Source organism: Microcoleus sp. M2_D5 (assembly GCF_036701935.1).
Lineage (GTDB): Bacteria > Cyanobacteriota > Cyanobacteriia > Cyanobacteriales > Microcoleaceae > Microcoleus.
In genome coordinates, this window is the sequence record NZ_JAUBRP010000028.1 from 1 (window position 1) to 22,879 (window position 22,879).

At 44.2% G+C, this 22,879-nt stretch carries 13 protein-coding genes and 1 pseudogene; 7 read left to right on the top strand and 7 right to left on the bottom strand.

What is annotated here, in order from left to right:
- Positions 1 to 79 precede the first annotated feature (79 nt).
- A pseudogene (locus tag QUA50_RS13955) lies at positions 80 to 579 on the bottom strand (IS4 family transposase); the annotation flags it as partial.
- A gap of 84 nt (positions 580 to 663) precedes the next feature.
- On the opposite strand from QUA50_RS13955, the gene QUA50_RS13960 reads away from it, so the two are divergent.
- Positions 664 to 795, top strand: coding sequence for a hypothetical protein (locus QUA50_RS13960; protein ID WP_333298726.1), 132 nt, complete (start codon positions 664 to 666; stop codon positions 793 to 795).
- Between the two features lie 77 nt (positions 796 to 872).
- Here the strand turns inward: QUA50_RS13960 and QUA50_RS13965 are convergent, their stop codons facing one another.
- The 5 genes from QUA50_RS13965 to QUA50_RS13985 form a co-directional block, all read right to left on the bottom strand.
- A complete protein-coding gene (locus QUA50_RS13965; RefSeq protein WP_333265052.1) occupies positions 873 to 1,334 on the bottom strand; it encodes a hypothetical protein in 462 nt (153 codons plus the stop codon).
- 253 nt (positions 1,335 to 1,587) lie between these two features.
- Complete coding sequence (locus QUA50_RS13970; RefSeq protein ID WP_333265051.1) at positions 1,588 to 2,169, bottom strand: serine acetyltransferase; 582 nt, start codon at positions 2,167 to 2,169, stop codon at positions 1,588 to 1,590.
- 195 nt (positions 2,170 to 2,364) lie between these two features.
- Positions 2,365 to 3,375, bottom strand: a complete 1,011-nt coding sequence (locus QUA50_RS13975; RefSeq protein ID WP_333265050.1) for a glycosyltransferase family 2 protein — start codon at positions 3,373 to 3,375, stop codon at positions 2,365 to 2,367.
- Positions 3,376 to 3,589: 214 nt separating this feature from the next.
- Positions 3,590 to 4,870 (bottom strand): glycosyltransferase, encoded by a 1,281-nt coding sequence (locus QUA50_RS13980; RefSeq protein ID WP_333265049.1) that lies wholly within the window; start codon positions 4,868 to 4,870, stop codon positions 3,590 to 3,592.
- Between the two features lie 319 nt (positions 4,871 to 5,189).
- The gene (locus QUA50_RS13985; protein ID WP_333265048.1) at positions 5,190 to 6,107 is read right to left on the bottom strand and encodes a histone deacetylase; all 918 of its coding nucleotides are present in this window, start codon (positions 6,105 to 6,107) and stop codon (positions 5,190 to 5,192) included.
- Positions 6,108 to 6,184: 77 nt separating this feature from the next.
- Here QUA50_RS13985 and QUA50_RS13990 point away from each other — a divergent pair, with 77 nt between their 5' ends.
- The 5 genes from QUA50_RS13990 to QUA50_RS14010 all read left to right on the top strand — a co-directional run bounded on the left by QUA50_RS13990 (position 6,185) and on the right by QUA50_RS14010 (position 15,296).
- Entirely contained in the window at positions 6,185 to 6,712 is a 528-nt protein-coding gene (locus QUA50_RS13990) for a hypothetical protein (RefSeq protein ID WP_333265047.1), read from the top strand.
- A 643-nt stretch (positions 6,713 to 7,355) separates the two neighbouring features.
- Positions 7,356 to 12,071 (top strand): PAS domain S-box protein, encoded by a 4,716-nt coding sequence (locus QUA50_RS13995; protein WP_333265046.1) that lies wholly within the window; start codon positions 7,356 to 7,358, stop codon positions 12,069 to 12,071.
- Positions 12,037 to 14,064 (top strand): adenylate/guanylate cyclase domain-containing protein, encoded by a 2,028-nt coding sequence (locus tag QUA50_RS14000; RefSeq protein ID WP_333265045.1) that lies wholly within the window; start codon positions 12,037 to 12,039, stop codon positions 14,062 to 14,064. The genes QUA50_RS13995 and QUA50_RS14000 overlap by 35 nt, the downstream gene beginning before the upstream one ends.
- 3 nt (positions 14,065 to 14,067) lie before the next feature.
- A complete protein-coding gene (locus tag QUA50_RS14005; RefSeq protein WP_333298728.1) occupies positions 14,068 to 14,199 on the top strand; it encodes a hypothetical protein in 132 nt (43 codons plus the stop codon).
- Between the two features lie 206 nt (positions 14,200 to 14,405).
- On the top strand, positions 14,406 to 15,296 hold the full coding sequence (locus QUA50_RS14010) for an alpha/beta fold hydrolase (RefSeq protein ID WP_333265044.1): 891 nt from the start codon (positions 14,406 to 14,408) through the stop codon (positions 15,294 to 15,296).
- Between the two features lie 686 nt (positions 15,297 to 15,982).
- Here the strand turns inward: QUA50_RS14010 and QUA50_RS14015 are convergent.
- Positions 15,983 to 16,861: a Cof-type HAD-IIB family hydrolase gene (locus QUA50_RS14015; protein WP_333265043.1), complete on the bottom strand. Its 879-nt coding sequence runs from the start codon at positions 16,859 to 16,861 to the stop codon at positions 15,983 to 15,985.
- Positions 16,862 to 17,344: 483 nt separating this feature from the next.
- Between QUA50_RS14015 and QUA50_RS14020 the strand changes: the two genes are divergently transcribed.
- Entirely contained in the window at positions 17,345 to 22,873 is a 5,529-nt protein-coding gene (locus QUA50_RS14020) for an ATP-binding sensor histidine kinase (RefSeq protein WP_333265042.1), read from the top strand.
- The last annotated feature ends 6 nt before the right edge of the window (positions 22,874 to 22,879 follow it).

Sequence of the window (22,879 nt, forward strand, 5' to 3'; positions counted from 1 at the left end):
GTCACTTTTATCAACGTGGCCTCAGAGCTGCAACCTTGCTCCGGCAAGGTTCCTAGCTATATTTGTCACCCCCCCAGGTCATTAAATCTATGACTGTTGCCATTTTTCCTGCCAACTGCCCTTTGGGTATATCTTCCAGGCTTTTTAGCTTGCCAAACAATGCTTCGAGAGTTGAGCTATCTATTATCCAAATTTTAGAAAATTTAGTCAAGGTAAATTGAATGCTTTCTGGTAGAGGTCTTTGGTTTCTCTGATACCAAGTAGTTCTTAAACTTGGTTATAAATTTTTGAATACTCCCTCAAATAATGTGGCAGGAAAACTTAAAAATCTTTGAGACATTGCTTGTTGAGTGACTGTCGTGGGTTGGCACCACAAAAAACCTGATCTTGCCAACATTCTTGTGAGTTCTGTCACTCCAGCTACGTCTCGCCACAGCAAGGTTAATACTGCTGCTACTATCAACGGTAGGTTAAGAATTCTACCTCGTAAACCGAGTTGGCGGTAGTAATTTTCTTGTGAGGTGATGACTGTGTTAATAATGCCGATAGTTGCGAAGCAATTGCCTCATCTTCCACCATCGGTTTTGTTGTTCTTTTGGCGTGGTCACTGTTGGTTTTTTGACTTTTAGCGATATTTACTGACTTACACAATTGCTCAATTATTTGTCAATTATATCGTTTGATAATACCAATACGGTGCAACTACGATCGCTGGCCCCGACGCTGCCGTGCGCTGGCGGTGCAACTATAATCGATCGCCTGCCCGCAATGCCTGTTGAGCGAACAACTTATTAATAATGATAATCGCTGCCGGTGGGAGAGTCAGCCAACGGCTGACTCTTCCCCCTTACCCCTTGTTTGATTATAATTATTCAATTATATTTATACACAAAGAGGTATTGACAAAATCTACTCCTTTTTAACTTGTTACCAATGAGCTTGACTAGGGAGATTGCTGGAATTGCGCCGCAGTTGGAGTGGATGTGTTGCCGTAGAAGTGCGACACTCGTAACTTTACGCGATCGATCGGGTTCAATTTCGGGGTCGAAGCTGCCCTGGCGACTGTCAATCAAATCGGCCCAGGGCAGGCTTTGAGTTTCGGCTGGCAATTTTTTCACTAAGTCTTCGACGCGGCCGATCGGTCTGGCGGGGACGCCGGCCACTATATCGCCCTGGGCGACATCTTTGGCGACGACGGCACCGGCGGCGACGATCGCATTGGGGCCGATGGTGACGTTGCGAAGGACGATCGCATTGAAGCCGATAAATAGGTTGTCGCGGATATCTATCTTGCCTACGGCCTCTAGTTTAAGGTTGTAAGCCCGATCGAGCATGGCGATCGAGCCGTCGTGGCCGATCGCGGTACAAGAGGAGAAGTGAACATTGTTGCCGATGCGGACGTAGGCGGGATCTCCAAAGACCGTATTGAGCCCGATGCTGCAATTTTCGCCTAGCGCTTACAAGTTGCCGTGGCGGCGGAGAAATTCTGTGTATTCTTTGGAACCAGGGTTACAGAATTGGATGTAAAGGCCGCGGAACTTGCAGTAACGCATCGCAAGATGGCGGATAATTTTTTGCAATATTGATCTAAGCATTTTCCGGGTTTTTGGTAGATTGAAGAATCTTGGCAGGAATACCTACTGCTGTTTTGCCTGCGGGAATATCTGATAAAACTACAGCATTAGCACCGATATTTACGTCGTCTCCCAAGTTTACTTTTCCGAGGATTTTTGCACCAGCGCCGACGTTAACCCGATCGCCCAATTGAGGGGATTCCAGCGGTTTGTCCAAATAGCGGTTTCCCAACGTTACACCTTGGCGGATAATGCAGTCGTCGCCGATCGTACAATATCCGTGAATAATAATAGCGTTTTGATGTTCAATCACCACGCGACGACCGAGCTTCACAGTGTAAGGCAAGTCTATCCCGTAACTATTGCGGACTTTTCGGTAGAGTGCTCGATAAATAATGCTCAAAGGAGCTCGCAGTAATTTCGGTTCTACCTGCATTCTCCAGACGCCAAAACGCTGCACTGCTACGGCGCGAAATCCCGGTTTTGTCCAATCTCGACCATGAGCAATCCAGTCTTCTTTAATTTGCTGCCACAGTCCCAGGCCGGGGTCTTCTACTTGATTTTCACTGGTGATTAAGTTTTGCTCAGTTACCATAAGCTCTAATTCACATTATTTATTGTTTACTCTATTGCTAGATGCCGACGATATTAATGGGTCTATCAGGTTTGTGAGGAAGGAGCAATCCGGTTTTCTCGATCGAGAATACTAATTCCTCGGCTGCATCATAAAATATTTTGCTTGCCTAGGTTAACCTGGTTTAGTTGGCTTTGACCGATTTACCAACTCCCTTTAAAAGTTTTTAGATTTTTCAATCTTACCCCCCTTAAAAAATACACTATTTAATACAAAATCTCTCAGCAATTGTGGTGGATCGCCATCGGGTTTGCCTTGAAGTACGCGACGCACCCTCCAGGCTGCAAAACCCGAAGCCCAGGATACATCAGTTAATGCTGTGTAAACCAAGCCGTAGTTTTTGATAAAGTACCTGCGCCGGGAATCAAACCAATAGGTAGGCAGCCGCTTGGCGGGCTTTTTGGTGTCAGTGATGCCTGAGCTTTGGCCGACTAAGTGCACAACGCGACTTTCAGGTACGTACCAGCAACTCCAGCCAGCTTTGTTCGCTTGCAGACAAAAGTCCATTTCTTCGCAGTACATGAAATAAGCTTCATCCATCAAGCCAATCTTTTCAAATACTTCGCGACGGACGATCATGCTGGCTCCAGCTACCCAATCAGTTTGACAGGTTTCTTGGGAAATCGGAGGCGCTGCGGCCCAGTTGGCTAATAACTTGGATATAAAGCCTGTCCGCCAACCAAAATCGAGTTCTGTCAAGATGTTGTGAAACCGAAAAGCTGACTCCTGGGGGGTGCCGTCGGGGTCTTCCAAGCGGCTCCCGGCGATGCCGGCTTCGGGATGAGTGTCCATGAAATCGACGAGGGCTTTTAAGGCACCGGGGCGAACTATGGTGTCTGGGTTGAGCAGCAGGAAGTAAGGGGGAGGATTGGTGGATTGGAGGGCGGGACGGATCAGGGCGTTGTTGCCGAAGGCAAATCCGCCGTTGCGCTCTAGGGGAACGAAGGATGCCCATTCATTCCAGCCTTCTTTTGCGATCGCGCTGCTAATTTCTTCGACGGAGCGATCGCCTGAAGCATTGTCGCCAACTACAACTCGCATACCGGGCAGCGATTGAACTTCGCTAACTAGAGAGCGCAAGCAGTCAATTGTCAAACTAGAGGTTCGGTAGTTAACAATGACAACCAGCAGTGGATAGGGGTGATTGGACTCGCTGGCTTTCGACATAAGTACCGTTGTTTGTTTAACAACTTTTTAGCTCAAGTTGTACCCATCTGGCAAGCTGGAGCGATCGCCCGGAGTACAGGTATCGCCTAAGTAGATGAGTCGGAAAATACACAAGTAGTCAAAAGCGAGGGTCACTCAGTGAAACGAAGCAATCCCAAAGCTTCTGACAGCTTTACATTCCTTTACACAGCCGGGTTTATTTGCGCCTACCTACTTACTTTTTTGATTGCTCCAACATACTTGACAAAAGCTGCCACCGCTGCCGGTGCATTTCTTCGTGAGTCAGGCTGCGAGCCTGTTTCAGACCTGCCATGCCCATATTTTGAAGTAGGTTCAAGTTTTCTCCCGACTGTTTGAGCAAGTTTGCTAAATCAACTGGGTCATTGCAATTACCGATCGAGCCTGTGATGCCGTTTTCGATGCAGTCGCGGAGTCCGGCTGTGTTGTTTGCCAGTACAGGTACGGCCTGGGAATAAGCATCGTATACTATTCTGGGCTGTTCGTCTGAGGTGCTGGGAACCACAACAGCATGATATTGTTGCAGCCGGCTGAAGAATTCTCTCCCGTAAGGAATAGTTCCCAAAACTTCGATCTGTACCGATTTTTGCATTGCCTTGCTGGCTGCTTGGCAGTTGCTTAACAGTTCGCCTTCACCTAGTATGTCCAGCTTGACGGCAATGTTTTCCTCGTCCAAGATTTTCATTGCTTCTAGGAGAACTAACAGACCTTTCTGTGGATGCAATCTGCCGGCAAATAGAATTTTTAGTTGTTTGGGCGTGGCTGACAGTTTTTCCTGCCATATTTTAGTCGCCTCTGCTTCCGAAATAATATTTTCTTCATCTATCCACGAAGCGTGAATTATGTGACTTTTTTTGTGTCGTTTTTTTAATAAACTTTGCTGATATTCTCCTTGTGTAAAGATTGTCAAATCGGCGCTGTTGATGCACCAGCGATTCAATGTTTCGTATATGTAAGCTTGAATTTTGGCTTTAATGCTGGCAGGGGTTCCCGGCAGCAGCCGCCACGGTGCGGATTCGACTATGAGCAGGTATGGTTTCCGCTGTATCACGACTATTGGCGTCACTAACCATGCCATCGGAATCGGCCAGCCTGCTACGCCGCTGTGTACGATATCGGAAGATGCGATCGCGCCCCAAAGCTGGGCAACCGTTGCCGGCAGCATAAATATTCCTTTGGCCAAGCTATTTGGGGAGGGAAGGTCAATAAATTTAGCATCAGCAAATGATGTTTCCGAATCCACCTCTATGGTATTTTCGGGGGGGGTTTCTTGCACGCACGGAGATGCTAGCGTGAATTTTTTCAAATACTTAAAATGTTGGGTTAGGTCTTTAGCCCACATTAAATCGAGATACCTGCTGCCTTTGGAGTCGCGGAAGGATGCGATGTTGAGGACTAGCAGGTAGCGCTTGTCTATGGGCATCAAAGTCGGTTCTTTGGCCCCATCTTCTGTGATATTTAACGAGTTGGAGTCCATAAAATACACTAGGATTGAATGCGATATATCTATTTTAATGCCACTTTAGCCAGTTTTTAGTATTAATTGACACCCTAAACACGCAATCATATCCCCAAAGAATACTGAAGTCCATATTAAATCTCCCCAATCTGGGTCAATACTCCGCACAGTTTTTGGAACTATACTACAAGCCTTACAGGGCAAGCAGCATAAAACAGTCGAATTAAATGCCGCGTCAGGGGTAGAGATGACATTGATTTAATTATTTACGCTAGCCTCAAAGTCAAGTGAGAATAAGCCATTGGGCAATAGAAAAAGTGTCCGGACTCTTGCTGGATCAAAGTCGATACTGCCTGTAGGCTTGACTGGCAGCTCGGTGCAGCAGCGAATGTCGGTAAACTAACCCCTTAGCGTCATCAGAATAGCCCCCGCCAATCACGCAGGCAACGGGATAGCCGCCAGCCAAACACGCCATCAAAACTTGCATTTCTCGGCGAAATAAGCCCGTATCAGTTAAAGCTAATTTTCCCAGTTTGTCACCGTGATGAGGGTCTACTCCAGCATCGTATAAAACTAAGTCTGGCTTGACATATGAAAGCAAATCTGGTAAGAATTTATCCAATGTTTGTAAATATTGGTCGTCCTCCATACCCACAGGCAAAGGTACATCTAAATCGCTTTTTTGTTTAGTGCCGGGAAAATTGACTTCGCAGTGCATCGAGAAAGTAAAAACACTGCTGTCATCTTGAAATATTACGGCGGTTCCGTCTCCTTGGTGGACATCTAAATCGACAATTAAAACTTTGCGAACTAAACCATTTTTTTGCAAGACGCGAGAGGCGATCGCCAAATCATTAAAAATACAAAAACCAGACCCAAAAGCAGGGAAGGCGTGATGAGTTCCGCCTGCAGTATTGCAAGCCAAACCGTAGTCTAAAGCGAGTTTTGCAGTTAGTACAGTTCCTGCAACCGCAGTGCAAGTGCGGTTAGCCAGGGCCCGACTCCAAGGCAGACCAATTCGCCGAGTCGCTTTGTTATCGAGCGTCCCGTTGCAGTAAGCTTGAACATAGGAGTGGTCGTGGACTAATTCAATCCATTCTTGAGGGGGAAGTTCGGGAGCGTGAAATTGCGATTTATCTGCTACCCCGTCCGCGAGCAGCATCTGGTAAAGCATCCGAAACTTTGCCATCGGGAACCGGTGATCCGGTGGCAGGGGTGCAACGTAATCTTCGTGGTAAATAATTGGTAAGTCCATTAAAATTATTGTATAACGAATGAATCTCCAATTGAGCGCCTGCAATCTCAAATTTAAATTCGCTGGAGAACCTGTATATGCAACAACTAAAAACAGTCTGGCAGTCCGGCAGCACCGACCCCGAAAATGCTGACAATCTCGATAATATCCGTCAGTGGTGGGGAAACCTGAACGGGAAAGAAATTAGCTGGGTAGAGCGACTGATTCCGCAAATCGGCGGTTTGAGCGAAATTCACTGGCACCCCCAGCGTTTTGACGAAACATTTGTGATAGTCAATCCAGAAATTCGGGAGGAAACTCTCTATTGGTACAAACCCAATTCTCCTGTCCAGCGTAACAACACTGTTGACAAATTAGAACTTGACAATTTGCAACAGCAATTGTACATCTATCCTCAGTTGGAATCGGAACTGGTAATTCGGGTAGGAATTCCCGAAGTTAAATATCAAACACTTGAATTAAACAATCCCGAAGTCGCCTTGGCTGAAGATAATCTGCTGGTGCTGTGGGAATCAGATCTAGAACTAGAAATTAAAATTTACTTTAGCAAGGAAAATATTGCTAAACTTAAGGAATTGCTTGCCTATAAAAGTCCGAAAAAATAGTTTATACGGTAGGCTTTGGGTGCGGGGTGGATTGCTATTATATACTCTTAGTTACCTATAAATATCTTAAGAGTCAGGGGTCGGTGGGTCAAAACCGAGGTTTTTTCACAGCCATACTTTGTTGCAGCGACAAGAGTAAAAAAAACGGTTTCTTCACCTCGTGGTATGTCCATGTGTGTATCTGTGCTAAAACCCTTTGAACCTGCGAGCAAAATGTCCAGAAAGTTGTGTTCTCCTCCGGGCCATTTTAATGCTAAAGTCAAGCAAAAAACTGTCCTGGGCGAATCAACCGGGTTGTACGAAAATACTTTGTCGCAGCCATTGAACAAAGTTAAGAGACGCGGTTGCTTTGGTCTGGATTGCCTAAGCGATGATTGTTTTTCAGCAGAGTTAATTTCTACAGCAAATCAGGCGATTTATTTTGACAATAAAATGTAGTTAAGTCCGGTTATTTTGAGTAAAAAATTAAGAGAAGCAACCAATAAATTTAAAAAATAGAAGGTGCGTTAGTTGATGGCTAATATCAATCTAAATTTAATCCTCTATGTGCTGAGTTTGAAAATGTTTAATAAATAATGATGACCGGAAGAAATCGCTAAATTTATTAAATCATCAATCTGCTGCTAGCAATAAAAAAATCACAATGACCAGACAAAAAATGATATTTGACAAAGAAGGTATTCACATTTTAATTATTGACGATCAGCCCCACAACCTGCGGTTTATATCAAATATATTGACGAAAGAAGGGTATAAAGTTCAGCGGGCTATTTCTGGAGAAATGGCGGTTAATGCTAATTTAGCCGTTCTCCCAGACTTGATTTTGCTAGATATTGCTATGCCCAAAATGAACGGATATGAAGTCTGTGCCAGACTGAAATCCAACGAAAAAACTAAGGAAATTCCGGTTATTTTTTTGAGTGTTTTTGAGGAAACTTTTCACAAAGTCAAAGCTTTTGAAGTCGGCGGTGTTGACTACATTACTAAGCCTTTTCAAGTGGAAGAAGTTTTAGTGCGGATCGAAAGTCAATTGACTATACAACAGCTATCAAAACAATTAAAACAGCAGAATGCCCAACTGCAACAAGAGGTAGAATTTCGCAAGCGAACAGAACAATCACTCCGGGAAAGCAAAGCGCGGTTGCAAAAATTGGCGGTCAATATACCGGGAGTTCTTTATCAATTTATACAAAAGCCCGATGGAAGTTTCAAATTTGAATATATTAGTTATGCTTGTCGGGAAATTTACGAATTAGAGTGTGAGGAAATATTAAGAAATCCCTACTTGTGCTTCGATCAAAATCATCCAGACGATCGACAATATCTGGATGAAAAAATTGCGGCGAGCGCTCGAAGTTTAGAACCTTTTGCCTTTGAATGGCGGATTGTTACGCCGTCGGGTAAACTCAAATGGCTGCAATCTAATTCTCGACCAGAAATGCGCGATAATGGCGATATTGTTTGGTATGGCGTACTTTTTGATATCAGCGATCGCAAGCACGCAGAAATAGAAATGGCTGGAGCTAAAGCTGCTTTAGAACGGCAAGTTCAGCGAGAATTGCTGATTGCAAAAATAACTCAAGAACTTCGATCGAGCTTGCAGCCAGAGCAAATATTTCAAATAGCTGCAACTCAAATAGGTCAGGCATTCTGCGCCAATCGCTGTTTGATTCATACTTACGTTACTACCCCCCAAGTCGATATTCCTCTGGCGGCAGAGTATCTCGAAGCCGAGTGCGAATCTATTTGGAACGTACCCATTCCAATTTGGGGCAATCCTCACGTCGTACAAATGATGATACAAGATACGGCGATCGCCTCCAACAATGTTTATTCAGACCCTCTGTTGCAAGCTGTTCAACCGATTTGCCAGAAGGTTGGGTTAAAATCGATGCTGGCAATTCGCACTTCCTACCAAGGCCGGGCCAACGGTGCTATCTGTTTGCACCAGTGCGATCGTTACCGGGAATGGACTTCCGAGGAAATCGACTTATTAGAAGCTGTGGCTGCTCAAGTAGGGCTCGCTATCGCTCAAGCTAAACTGATCGATCGAGAAAAAAACCGACTTGTGCAGCTCGATCGGCAAAATAAACTGCTGCAAGCAGAAATTCGCACCCGCATCTGCGCTGAGCAAGCTCTGCAAGAATCTGAAACAGAATTGCGGGCAATTTTTGCCGCCATGACTGACACAGTTTTAGTGAGAAATGCAGAAGGGCGCTGCATCAAAATTGCCCCGACAGCATCAACGAATTTGGTGAAACCTCCCAGCGAAATGATTAACAAAACCGTCCACGAAGTCTTGCCGAAACCGGTAGCTGATTTAGTATTAAATGCCATCCAACAAGCTCTAAAAACGAAGCAAACCATGAATGTTGAATATAGCTTTCAAATCGGAGAGCGCGAAGTTTGCCTCGACGCTAAAGTTTCTCCGCTTACTCATGATTCAGTGATTATCGTGGCGCGAGATATTAGCGTTCGCAAACAAACAGAATCCGCACTCAGAGAAAGCCAGCACTTCATTCAAGCGATCGCCGATTCCAATCCCAACCTATTGTACGTTTACGATGTAATTGAACAGCGGAATGTTTATGCCAACCGACAAATTTCGACGATGATCGGATATACCGCCCAAGAAATACAAGATATGGGTACAGCAATGATGCCAATTCTGCTCAACTCCGACGATTTGCCAAATTTTTTTGAAAGCATCCAAAAAGTAGATCGAGCCAAAGACGGTGAAGTCATTGAATGTCAATACCGAATGAAACACAAAAACGGTGAATGGCGGTGGATGCACAGTTGGGATACAGTATTTCTCAGAACAGCCGACGGTAAACCAAAACAAATTCTCGGCACTGCTAATGACATCACAGACCGCAAATTAGCCGAAGAAAAACTGCTAGAGTCCCAACAAAGAATCTCATTTTTATTGCAGCAAACGCCGATCGCGGTTATCGAGTTAAACCTCAATTTTGAAATTATTACTTGGAATCCCGCAGCCGTTGCTATTTTTGGCTACAGCGAGCAAGAAGCGATTGGTCGAGTTGCCTCCGATTTAATCGTACCTGAAAGCTATCAACCGCAATTATCTGAGATTTCCCATCACGACTTGAATGCCAAATCCAGCGGCACTACTGAAAATCTGACCAAAGACGGCAGAATTATCATCTGCGAGTGGTACAATACTCAGCTAATTGACGATAACGGTACAGCGATCGGCATTGCTTTAATGGCTCTAGATATTACCGAACGCAAGCAAGCAGAAACCGAACTGCAAGAAAGTGCTTTACGGCAAAGAGCGATCGCCCGCATCATTGAAAGAATGCGGCAGACTTTAGATATCCGAGAAATTTTTCACGCCACAACGCGAGAATTGCGCCAAACCATGAAGTGCGATCGAGTCGCTATTTACCGTTTCAATCCAGACTGGAGTGGCGAATTTGTAGCCGAATCCCTTGACAGCAAGTGGGTTTCTTTCATCCAAGCACAGGAGTTCGATTCTAACCTTACTGAAGGCGCTTTAGACAGCGAACTTTGCCTCGTAAAAAAATTAGATAGTGTCTCACCAGAAGTCCACGATACCTATTTGCAACAAACCCAAGGCGGAGCCTACAGCAGAGGTAAAACTTACCTTTGTGTCCCAGATATTTACAAGCAAGGTTTCGATAATTGTTACATCCAATTGCTTGAAAAATTTCAAGCTAAATCCTACATTATTGTACCAATTTTTTCCGGCAAAAAGCTCTGGGGATTGCTAGCATCCTATCAAAATTCTGCTCCCCGCCAGTGGAGTGAAGCAGAAATCAACGTTGCAGTTGATGTAGGTACTCAGCTAGGAGTAGCATTACAGCAAGCGGAACTGCTCGCCCGCACTCAAAGGCAGTCCATGGAACTGATTAAATCTAAAGAAAACGCCGAAGTTGCCAACCGCGCCAAAAGCCAATTTCTAGCTTCCATGAGCCACGAACTCCGCACGCCTCTCAACGCCATTCTCGGTTTTTCCCAAGTCATGGCCCGCAACAGTTCTATCACGGAAGAACAAAAAGAATACATAGAAATTATTAACCGCAGCGGCGAACATTTGCTGGAACTCATCAATGATGTTTTGTCAATGTCCAAAATAGAAGCAGGTCAAATTACTATCAATCCCAGCCGCTTCAATCTCTACGACTTTCTCAACATTCTCAAAGAAATGCTGCAACTAAAAGCCAACTCAAAAGGTTTGCACCTAATATTTGAAAATGCAGATAATTTGCCGCAGTACATTCAAACAGATGAAGCTAAATTGCGGCAAGTTTTAATTAACTTGGTCGGCAATGCAATTAAATTTACTAAACAGGGAACCGTTACTTTGCGCGTCAGCAGCCACGCTGAAAAAGGCGCCATAGAAGAAAACAAATCCCAATTGAATTTTGAAATTGCAGACACGGGACCCGGCATTTCTCCCTCAGAAATTTTCACATTATTTAAGCCGTTCGTACAAACCGAAACGGGTCGAAAATCCATGCAGGGAACTGGTCTGGGGTTGCCGATCAGCCAACAATTTGTCCGAATTATGGGAGGTGATATTGCGGTTGAAAGTAAACTCGGTCAAGGCACAATTTTTAGATTTAATATCTTGGTTAACTTAGTAACACAAAGTGATGAACAAGAAAAACCGCCGATTAAACAAGTTATTGGTTTAGAAGCAGGACAAGAAAATTATCGAATATTAATAGTTGAAGATGTAGCGGAAAATCGCCAACTGCTGCTTAAGCTGCTAGTACCCCTGGGATTTGAAGTCCGGGAAGCAACTAACGGTCAAGAAGCAATTGCTTTGCATTCAACTTGGAAGCCGCACTTGATATTAATGGATATGCTGATGCCCGTGATGGATGGGTATGAAGCGACAAGAGAAATTAAGAAAACTCTAGAAGGTAGAGAAACAATAATTATTGCCTTGACTGCCAGTGCTTTTGACGAGCAGCGACAAATAATTTTGTCTGCTGGTTGTAATGATTTGATCTGTAAACCGTTTCGGGAAGAGGTACTTTTTGAAAAGATAGCGCATCACCTCAACCTGCGTTATATTTATGAGAAAGAAAACTTATCTACTTCTTTTTCAACACCGACGCTGCTTAAAAGTTTGACCACCGAGGATTTGAGTGTAATGCCCACAGACTGGGTGGTCGAGTTGCACCGAGCAGCACTTTGTGTTGACGACAACCGCATCCTCGATCTGATCGAGCAAATTCCCGAAACTGAGGCAAATCTCGCTAACGCTTTAACAGATTTAGTCGATAATTTTCGGATAGATATCATTATCGATTTAACTCAATTATATTATGATGAACGACCATCCATTATCAGCGACTCGTAAAGACATTCTGATCGTTGACGATATGCCGGATAATTTGCGACTTTTATCCACTATGCTGACATCTTACGGGTATCATGTCAGGAAGGCTATTAACGGACAATTGGCTTTGCAAGGGGCACAAATATCTCCTCCGGATCTAATTTTACTAGATATTAATATGCCGCAAATGAACGGGTATGAAGTTTGCGAGCAGTTAAAGTTAAGCGACAAAACTCAAGATATTCCGGTAATTTTTATTAGTGCGCTAGATGACGTGCTGGAAAAAGTTAAAGCTTTTCAAGTAGGAGGAGTGGATTATATTACTAAACCGTTTCAAGTAGAAGAAGTCTTAGCCCGCGTCCAAAACCAACTTTCTCTTCGTTCTCTGCAATCCAAACTGCAACTGCAAGCTAAGGAACTGCACGATCGCAATTCGAGATTGCAGGAAGAAATCGCAGAACGGCAGCAGGCTGAAGAATCAATCCGGTTTTTGCTGGAAACTACGCGGGCGATCGGCGAAGCTGTAGACTTTCACTCAGCTTTAGAAGTAATTTTGCACCAAGTGGGCGAAACAATCGGATGGGATGTAGGAGAAGCTTGGATTCCCGATGCAGGAGGAACTGTGCTGCAATCTGCCCGGGGCTGGTATGCGAGCAACCCCAGCCTGGAATCGTTCCGTACCCAAAGCGAACAACTGACATTTCCTATGAATATAGGACTACCGGGACGAGTTTGGGCCTCCAAACAACCGGAATGGGTAGAAGATGTTTCCAGGGGCTACCCGCATTTTTTCCGAAGTCAAATAGCACTAGAACTCGGATTCAAAGCTGGTTTTGGGATACCGATTTTGGTAGGCGATGAAGTATTGGCAGTGCTAGTTTTCTTTAAAATTTCATCTGGTCGGAAAGACGCGCAATTTATTGACATTTTTAATGCAGTCGGCACTCAATTAGGTTCTTTAATTCAGCGCAAACAAGCAGAAGAATTACTGCGTGTTGCTGAAGAAAGATATCACAGCATTGTAGAAAATGCGATGGAAGGCATTTTTCAAAGCACGCCTTCAGGAGGCTATCTCAGCGCTAATCCAGCTTTGGCAAAATTGTACGGTTACGACTCGCCAGAAGAACTGATGTCCGAGATTAAAAATATTGCTCAGCAACTGTACGTTGACCCGGAACGCCGCCGCGAATTTGTGGCTGCTATGGATGCTGAAAATGCCGTTTCGGGGTTTGAATCTATGGTATGCCGCAAAGACGGGCGCCGGATTTGGGTGTCAGAAAATGTTCGGGCTGTTCGAGATTCAAAAGGTGAGCTGCTCTACTATGAGGGTACTGTTTCTGACATTACCGAGCGCAAATTAGCGCAAGAAGCGCTAAAAGTTCAACAAGAACAAAGCGAGAAGTTGCTGTTAAATATTTTACCCAAACCAATCGCAGAACGCTTGAAGGCAGAGCAAAGCACGATCGCCGACAGTTTTGCCCAAGTAAGTGTTTTATTCGCTGATATTGTTGGCTTTACTGAGTTGTCTGCTAGAATGTCTCCCACGGAGTTGGTAAAGCGCTTGAACGTAATTTTTTCGCACTTCGACCAGTTAGCTGAAAAGTACGGTGTGGAGAAAATTAAGACTATTGGGGATGCTTACATGGTAGTTGGGGGATTGCCTACGCCGAGACAGGATCACGCCGAGGCGATCGCCCAAATGGCCCTGGGAATGCAGGAAAAAATAGCAAAGTTGTGCGCCGAGACAGGGGAAAAACTGGCAATTCGCGTCGGCATCAATTCCGGGCCGGTGGTTGCGGGAGTGATTGGCGTGAGCAAGTTTACGTATGATTTGTGGGGAGATACGGTGAATGTGGCGGCGAGGATGGAAGCTACGGGTTTTGCAGGCAGCATTCAAGTTACTGATGTTACTTATGAGCTTTTGAAAGATAAGTATATGTTTGAGAGGCGAGGCGTGATTCCGGTAAAAGGTAAGGGGAATATGATGACTTATTGGTTGTTAGGAAAAAAGTAAAAATTGGGAATCTGGAAGGAAGAAGGAAGTTCGGCAACGGATTTTGTAACGGATGTAACGGATGTAAAGGATAGAGGGAAGAAGGAAGAAGGAAGAAGGAGCAAGAAAGAAGGAAGATACTGTAGGTTGGGTTGAGGAAAGAAACCCAACACCGGTGCATCTCACATTTGTAAATGTATACGAGATAATAATGGTTTCAGACGCTGTTATTGGTATTTCTGCAAAACTGAAATGCACCCGCCAAACAGGGCATTGGGAATTGGGAATTGGGCATTGGGCATTAATCTTCCTTCTTCCTTCTGCTATGATGAAAGAAGTTAACGAAACTTTACATAATAGCCGTGACTGCACAACAATTAGTATCTGCAACCAGCTTTGAAAAATTAATTTGGACTTGGAAAGGTCACAAAATCCAATATACCGTCCAAGGAACAGGCCGCCCTCTGATCTTGATTCACGGATTTGGGGCTTCGATCGGACATTGGCGGCAAAATATCCCCGCACTGGCGGCCGGCGGCTATCGCGTGTTTGCGCTGGACTTGCTGGGATTCGGTGCTTCCGCCAAACCAGCCCTAGATTACACTCTGGAATTGTGGGAAGAATTGCTGACTGATTTCTGGGCGGATCTGGTACTAGAACCGGCGGTATTTGTGGGGAATTCGATCGGCGCTTTGCTGAGTTTGATGGTAGTCGCCAACCATCCAGAAATATCAGCCGGCGGTGTCTTAATTAACTGTGCAGGCGGACTCAACCACCGGCCAGACGAGCTAAATTTCCCGCTGCGAGTAGTGATGGGGACTTTTACTAAATTAGTTCGATCGCCCCTGATCGGCCCCTTTATGTTCAACAACATCCGCCAAAAACACCGCATCCGCAACACCCTGCGCCAAGTCTACGGGAACCGCGAAGCCATCACCGATGAACTCGTAGAACTCCTGCACGCCCCCTCCTGCGATCCCGGAGCTCAACAAGTGTTTGCCTCGATTCTCACAGCCCCTCCAGGCCCTCAACCGTCAGAATTGCTCCCAAAGGTCGATCGTCCGTTATTGGTACTTTGGGGCGCCGACGACCCCTGGACGCCCATCGCCGGCAGCCAGATTTATCAACAATTGGCCGCCAACGATAAACCAGTGAAATTTGTTTCAATTCCCAACACAGGCCACTGTCCCCACGACGAGCGGCCGAGTCAAGTCAACGCTCTGATTTTGGACTGGCTGCTGGAAGTGAAGTGAAATTTTTCCGATCGAGGCAATGCTTGGGCGATCGACCAAAACCCTTGCATTGCAAGACTTTTGCCTCGCTCCACCGCACCGTCACGGCGGCACCAGCCGACTCAAAAAACAATTTTTGGAAAAAGTATTGACACAATTTACTGAGTCAGCTATATTGATGGACGTGTGAGGAGCGAACCAGAAGAAGCACCGAGACGAAACACGGCCAGTCGTCGGTGCTTTTTCTGTTGGAACCCATTTTTAAGAGTTTGAAATTATCTATAAATTCACATCCAGAATATCTGTAAGCCCGCCCCGCTTTCTTCCATTTTTCCTTCTCGTTTTTAGCGTCTTCGCGGTTCGTTAAATAAATATTCTGATGTTGCAAAAAAAGTAAGGAATGAGAATTAAATAACTTTCACTCTTGAAAGTGGGATGGGCCTGAAAGCCCGTCCAAAAAAGACGGGCTTTCAGGCCCATCCCACAATAACAATTAAAATTGTAAGTTATTTAATTCGCGATCCTAAGTGACTGCACTTGATCTCGAAAAATCCGAAAGTGTGGATTTCTTATATCATCAAAATTTGATTGCATGAAACTCAAAACTAAAGAGTTATATAATAAATTGTCGCTGGGTCGGGGCGGGTCGATCGAGATTTTTTCCAAATGCCGCTAAACCCGCCCCTGCGGTATTTGTGCTGCAAATATCAGCCGCCCAAAACAAATTGTTCGATCGCAGCCGCCACCCCATCTTCCTCCACATCCGGCGCCACCCAATCAGCAGCAGCCTTCACGCCATCAGGAGCATTGCCCATCGCCACGCCAACACCCGCGTAGGCAATCATTTCCACATCATTAAAATTGTCGCCGATCGCCATCACATTTGCCGCCTGCAAACCCAAAAGTTCCTCCGCTAAATACTGCACCGCATCTCCCTTATTCGCCACAGGATGCGTAGCTTCAAAAAAAGTAGCAACGGATCGAGTCAAATAAAGCTCCGCAGGCGTGTAGCGCTGCCGCATACTGCTGAGCAAGCCGTCGAGTACCCCCGGATTCTCGCACAATGCCAAAACTTTCGTCGGTTCCCCCGGAAGATCTCGCCGCAAATCTTTAATCACCATTGGTTCAATGCCCGATCGTTCGGCATAAATTCGGGTAGCTGCGGTAATTTCCGGCACGTAAAGTTGGTCGTCAATGTAGAAATGGATCGAAAGCAGCGGTCGCAAATGCGGTTCTTCAAAATAATCTAACAGTTGCAGAGCAGTTTGTTTCGACAGCGGCAAGTGCCGCAGCCGTTTTTGAGTAGCGTGATCTTGAATCCACGCGCCCTGGTAGCAAATCAGTGGCAATGTTGAGCCGATGTCCGAGTGAAAACGCAAAGCTGATCGGTACATCCTGCCCGTAGCGACGGCCACTTTCACTCCCCGCGACTCGGCCGCCAAAATTGCCTGCTTGACTGGTTCTCGGATGTCATTTGACATACCTGCGATCGTGCCGTCTATATCCACTACCAGCAATTGAATGTCTGCGGTGCCAAAAGCGCGATCGGTCGCATTAGCTGGATTTGAGGCAGTTATATTCTGCATGATTTTTTTAGATTTTAGCTGTTGATTTGCACGCACCCGTTTATTTTGGCACTGGCGGGATAGCAAAGTGTGACTTCTGATTTTTTGAAGACTAAAATAATATATAGCAATCCTTGCAGGAGTCGTAAATTTTTGACCCCACCCCAACCCTCCCCGATGTCTTGGGGAGGGAGTAAGAAATTTACAAATGATGCGAAAATGGCTATAGATAACTAAATAAGCGACAAAAAAAGTATCGAGGAGGACTCTTTAGGAATGGATTTAGCTAAGCTATATAATAGTAGCCAGTTTACTGCCGTAAAAACCGCCCTCGACCGATGTGTATTTTCACTTACTTAATAATACTTGCGATCGAAAATAATGCAACTATAAGCCGACGCTCCCAACCTTTATATAATCAATGCTTCCCAATCTCAAATCTCAAATCTCAAATCTAAAATCTCAAATTGTATAACCGCATCTTTGAAATTACCCCCAACTATCATGATTTTTCTTCCGGGATACCGCATTGATGGAGAACTTTATACAAACTCTCACACAGTTATTTATCGAGGTCTGCAGCTTGAGGAACAAAAACCCGTTATCCTCAAAACTCTCACCCCGGCATACCCTACCCCATCCCAAATATCCCAACTGCTGCACGAATCCGAAATTCTTAAAAATTTGAATTTGCCCGGAATAGTCAAGCTTTACAAAATAGAAACATACAATCACTTTCCGGTTTTAGTTTTAGAAGATTTTGGTGGGATTTCCCTAAAAGACTTTCTCAGCAACAACCAGCTAGAGTTACAACAATTTCTGCATATGGGCATCAAACTAGCAGAAACTCTTGGGCAACTCCACGAACACCACATTATCCATAAGGATATTAAACCCAGCAATATTATTGTCAATATCGAGACAGGAGATGTCAAGATTGCTGATTTTGCGATCGCCTCCCTGCTACCGGGCGAAAACCCCGCCCCCAGCCATCCCCATTTACTCGAAGGCACTCTCGCCTATATGTCTCCTGAACAAACGGGACGCATGAATCGGGCGATCGACTACCGCACCGATTTTTATTCTTTAGGCGTCACCTTTTATGAGATGCTTTGTGGCGAATTGCCTTTTCAGGCGATCGATCTCATGGAATTAGTACACTGCCATATTGCCAAAACGCCAGTTTCTCCTTGTCAAAACAGAAAGCAAAAAGTAGAAAGCACAAGCATCGAAGGCAGAATCGATCGAATAGGAACCAAGGAGATTCCTCAAGCCGTTTCCGATCTCGTCATGAAACTATTAGCAAAAACAGCCGAAGACAGGTATCAAAGTGCTTTCGGACTTTTGTACGACTTGGAAAATTGTCTCGATCAACTGCAAACTACAGGCGAAATTTCCCACATAACCCTCGGCGAGCAAGATCGGTCAAGTCACCTGCAAATTTCCCAAAAATTTTACGGGCGAGAAGCAGAAGTTAATCTGCTTCTCAGTATCTTCCAGCGTATGAGGCGGGGCAATACAGAAATCGTGCTGATTTCGGGTTCTGCGGGTGTGGGCAAATCCTCGTTAGTATATGAAGTTTACAAGCCGAGTCGGCAGGAAAATGGGTATTTTATTGACAGCAAATTTGAGCAATTTAAACGAGATATTCCTTACGCTTTTTTGCTCCAAGCTTTTCAAGATTTGTTGCGACAAATCTTCACACAAAATGCTGCCGAAATCTATGTTTGGAAAGAAAAAATTTTAAAAGCACTCGGTGGCAACTGCCAAGTAATTATTGAAGCTATTCCCGAAGTAGAACTGATTGTCGGGGCGCAGCCCCCCGTCCCAGATTTAGGAGCAAATGAATCTCAAAATCGCTTTAATTTAGTATTTCAAAACTTCATCCGCGTCTTTGCTCAAAAAGAACACCCCCTAGTAATTTTCCTGGATGACTTGCAGTGGGTCGATTCAGCATCTCTCAAGTTAATAGAACTGCTAGCAACTGACCTGGGCACTCAATATTTATTAATAATTGGAGCTTATAGAGAGCAGGAAGTAGATGCAAATCATCCCCTAATGCTGACCGCCCAAGCAATTAAAAAAGCAGGCGGCACTGTGAGCGCGATCGCCCTTTCGCCTTTAGATATAAGCAGCGTCAACCAATTTGTCGCCGATACTTTGAACTGCGCCCCCGAAAAATCCCTAAGTTTAGCAGAATTGCTTTTTCAAAAAACCGCTGGCAATCCCTTATTTTTAACTCAATTAATAAAATTTATTTACTCAAAAAGTTTGATTCAATTTAAACTTTTACCCTCCAATAATTTTGTCGAGCTAGCTGAACCTAACCTGTCGGGCTTAGCGCCACCAATCTCCGAGCAAATTGTGAAAAATTGCCAGATAACAGGGGAGTGGCAGTGGGATATCGAACAAATACAAGAAATGGGAATAACTGACAATGTTGTAGAATTAATGATAGACAACATTCAGAAACTTTCAGAGAATACCCAGGAACTGCTTAAATTAGCCGCTTGTATCGGGAACAAATTTGATTTGAAAACTCTCTCGACCATCGCCGAAAAACCTCTGGCTTCCGCAGCAACAGACCTCGGTGAGGCACTTCAGTCAGGTCTGATTTTAGTCGTCAATAACGCCTACAAAATTCCGATCGCACTAGCAGCAAGCACAAAAGTAACAGACACAATATCTAGAGACTTTACCGATAAATTTTCCCTACCAGTGGCTGATGTTTCTATCGCCACTTACAAATTTCTGCATGAGCGAGTGCAGCAAGCAACTTATGCTTTAATATCCGATTATCAAAAACAAGAAATTCATCTCAAAATCGGCAACTTTTTACTCCAAAATGCACCGCCAGAGCAATTAGAAGAGCAGATTTTTGATACCGTAAACCAACTCAATTCTGCAAAAAAAATCATCACCACCCAATTAGAACAATTTCAATTATGCCAATTAAATTTAATTGCTGGCCGCAAAGCAAAAGCAAGTGCCGCTTACCAACTTGCCCTAAAATATTTAACCGCAGGTATTGAACTGCTGTCCCCCGAAAGTTGGCAAACTGACTACGACTTGACTCTGGCACTCTACGAGTCAGCAGCAGAAGCTGCTTACCTCAATACCGACTTTGAACCAATGGAAAAATGGGCTAGAATTGTCTTGCAACACGCAAAAAATGAACTAGACAAAATCAAAGTGTTTGAAATCAGAATCATAGCTTGTGCGATGCAAACCCAACTCCAAGAATCGGTAAAAATTGGTCGGGAAGCACTAAAAATGTTAGGAATAAACTTTCCCGAATCGCCGATTCCCCTCCACATTCAGCAAGCACTCGCTCAAACAGCAGCTTATTTAACCGACAAAAAAATAGAAGATTTAATTAACTTGCCGGTGATGACAAATCCGCACAAATTAGCAGCTATGCGCGTGCTTTCCAGTATGTTTTCAGCTACATTTATAGTTGAACCTGTGCTGCTGCCCCTGATTGTGTGCGAGCAAGTTAATTTATCTATTAATTACGGAAACTCAACTTTTTCGGCCTTCGGTTATGCTAATTACGGAGCAATTTTAAAAGGAATAGTTATAGATATTGAATCGGGCGAGCTCTTTGGTCAATTAGCTTTAAAATTGAGCGATAAATTAAATGCTTTAGAATTTAAAAGCAAAACGCTTAATTTAGTAGCATTCATTTTGATGAACGGCAAGCATCACGTTAAAGACTCTTTGCCGCTATTAGAGGACGCCTATCAAAGCGCGCTAGAAAATGGGGATTTAGAATGTGTCGGATATGCAGCAGTAAATATTTGTCAGTCTTTGTATTTCATCGGTCAAGAATTGCCACAACTGGAACGGAGAATAGTAAGTTACAACCATTTGCTGTTTCAACTCAAGCAAGAAACTGTATTGACTTGGAATCAAATATATCTGCAAACTATTTTGCAATTGATGGGAAAATTGGAAAGCCCACACCTGGTATTAGGTGAAGCATACAGCGAAGAAAAATTGTTGTCGCTGCTGTTGAAAGCTAACGATCGGGTGGGATTACAGCATTTTTATTTGCAAAAACTAATACTAGCGTATTTATTTGGAGATACCGCTACAGCGCTAGAAAATGCAGCGCAAGCGGAAGTATATTTAGACGGTGTTGCAGGCTTTATTAATGTTTCTGAATATCAGTTTTACGATTCTCTCGCCCGCCTAGCAGCCTATCCATCTGCCACAAATGAGGAACAAGAAGAGCATATTTTTTACGCTGTCAGTAACCGAAAAAAACTGCAACGAAAAGCGCTTTATGCGCCCATGAATCTTCAACATAAATGCGACTTACTTACGGCAGAAAAAGCGCGGGTATTGGGGAATATTGTGATAGCAATGGAATATTACGATCGCGCAATTGAAGGAGCCCAAGAAAACGGATACATACAAGTACAAGCACTAGCAGCAGAATTGGCAGGAGCATTTTATCTATCCATAGGACGAGAAAAAAATTCTAAAACTTACTTGACAGAAGCGCGTTATTGCTATCAGCGCTGGGGAGCAACAGCCAAAGCAGCGCATTTAGAATCGAAATACTCGCACTTGCTCACTTCAAGCTCGATTTCAACTAATATTGAAACTCACAAATCTACCAGCAGCGCTTCCACTACGAAGGACAGTGCAGGCGTGCTAGACTTGACCACAGCAGTTAAAGCGTCGCAAACCTTAGCCGGGGAAATAGTTCTAGACAAACTGCTGGCAAAAATGATGAAAATTGTCATTGAAAATGCCGGGGGGCAAAGAGGCTTTTTAATACTAGAAAAAGAGGGTCAATGGGTGATTGAAGCATCAGGATGTGTAGATGTCGATCGCGTTGCTGTCATGCAATCAATTCCGATAGATTTTGTAGCCGACGATCGAGAAGTAACTTTGCTGGCAGTTGCAGTTGTCAATTACGTTGCCCGCACCCAGGAAAGTATAGTTTTAAACGATGCCAGCAGCGAAGGACAATTTACTCGCACACCCTATATAATGGCCGTTCAACCTAAATCAATTCTTTGCACTCCGTTAATTAATCAGGGGCAACTCACTGGCATTCTATATTTAGAAAATAATCTGACTGCAGGCGCTTTTACACAAGACAGGTTAGAAATATTAAAACTGCTGTCTTCTCAAATTTCTATATCCATCCAAAATGCCCAACTTTACGCCAACTTGCACCAATTCAATCAGAATCTCGAAAATTTAGTACAGCAGCGTACCTCCGAACTCTCCCAAACTTTAGAAGACTTAAAATCGGCTCAAAATAAACTGGTTGAATCGGAAAAAATGGCTGCCCTCGGAGGGTTGGTTGCAGGTGTTTCCCACGAAATCAATACTCCCATCGGCATCGGCATCACCGCCGCCTCCCTGCTTGCTGAAAAAGCCACAAAGTTTTTTGAGGTTTACAGTAACGGCAAAATAAAACGTTCCGAGTTAGAAAAGTTTCTGGATACCGCCATCCAAAGCAGTAATATGATCTTATCTAACCTCACGCGGGCTGCAGACTTGATTCACAGTTTTAAAGAAGTAGCTGTGGATCAGTCGAGCGAGTTAAAACGCACGTTTAATGTTAAAAACTATCTAGAGGAAATTTTGACATCCTTAAGTGCCAAACTCAAAAGAACTAAGCACAAAATAGAGATTAAGTGTGATGAAAATATTGTAGTGGACAGTTACCCCGGCGTAGTGTGTCAAATTGTGACAAATCTGGTGTTGAATTCCCTAATTCACGCCTACGATGGAGAAGACGCAGGAATTCTGGCTTTTGACTTCAAACTAGAGGGCGATCGGCTAATATTTGAATATGCCGATAACGGCAAAGGAATTGACCCAGAAAATCTCAGTAAAATTTTTGAACCGTTTTTTACCACCAAAAGAGGTCAGGGAGGCACGGGATTGGGACTGCACATTATTTATAACCTTGTTACTCAAAAATTAAAAGGCACAATTAGCTGTAAAAGTCAAGTAAATAAAGGCACAAGATTTATGATTGAATTTCCCGCGAAAATGAGCAGTTAGTTATTA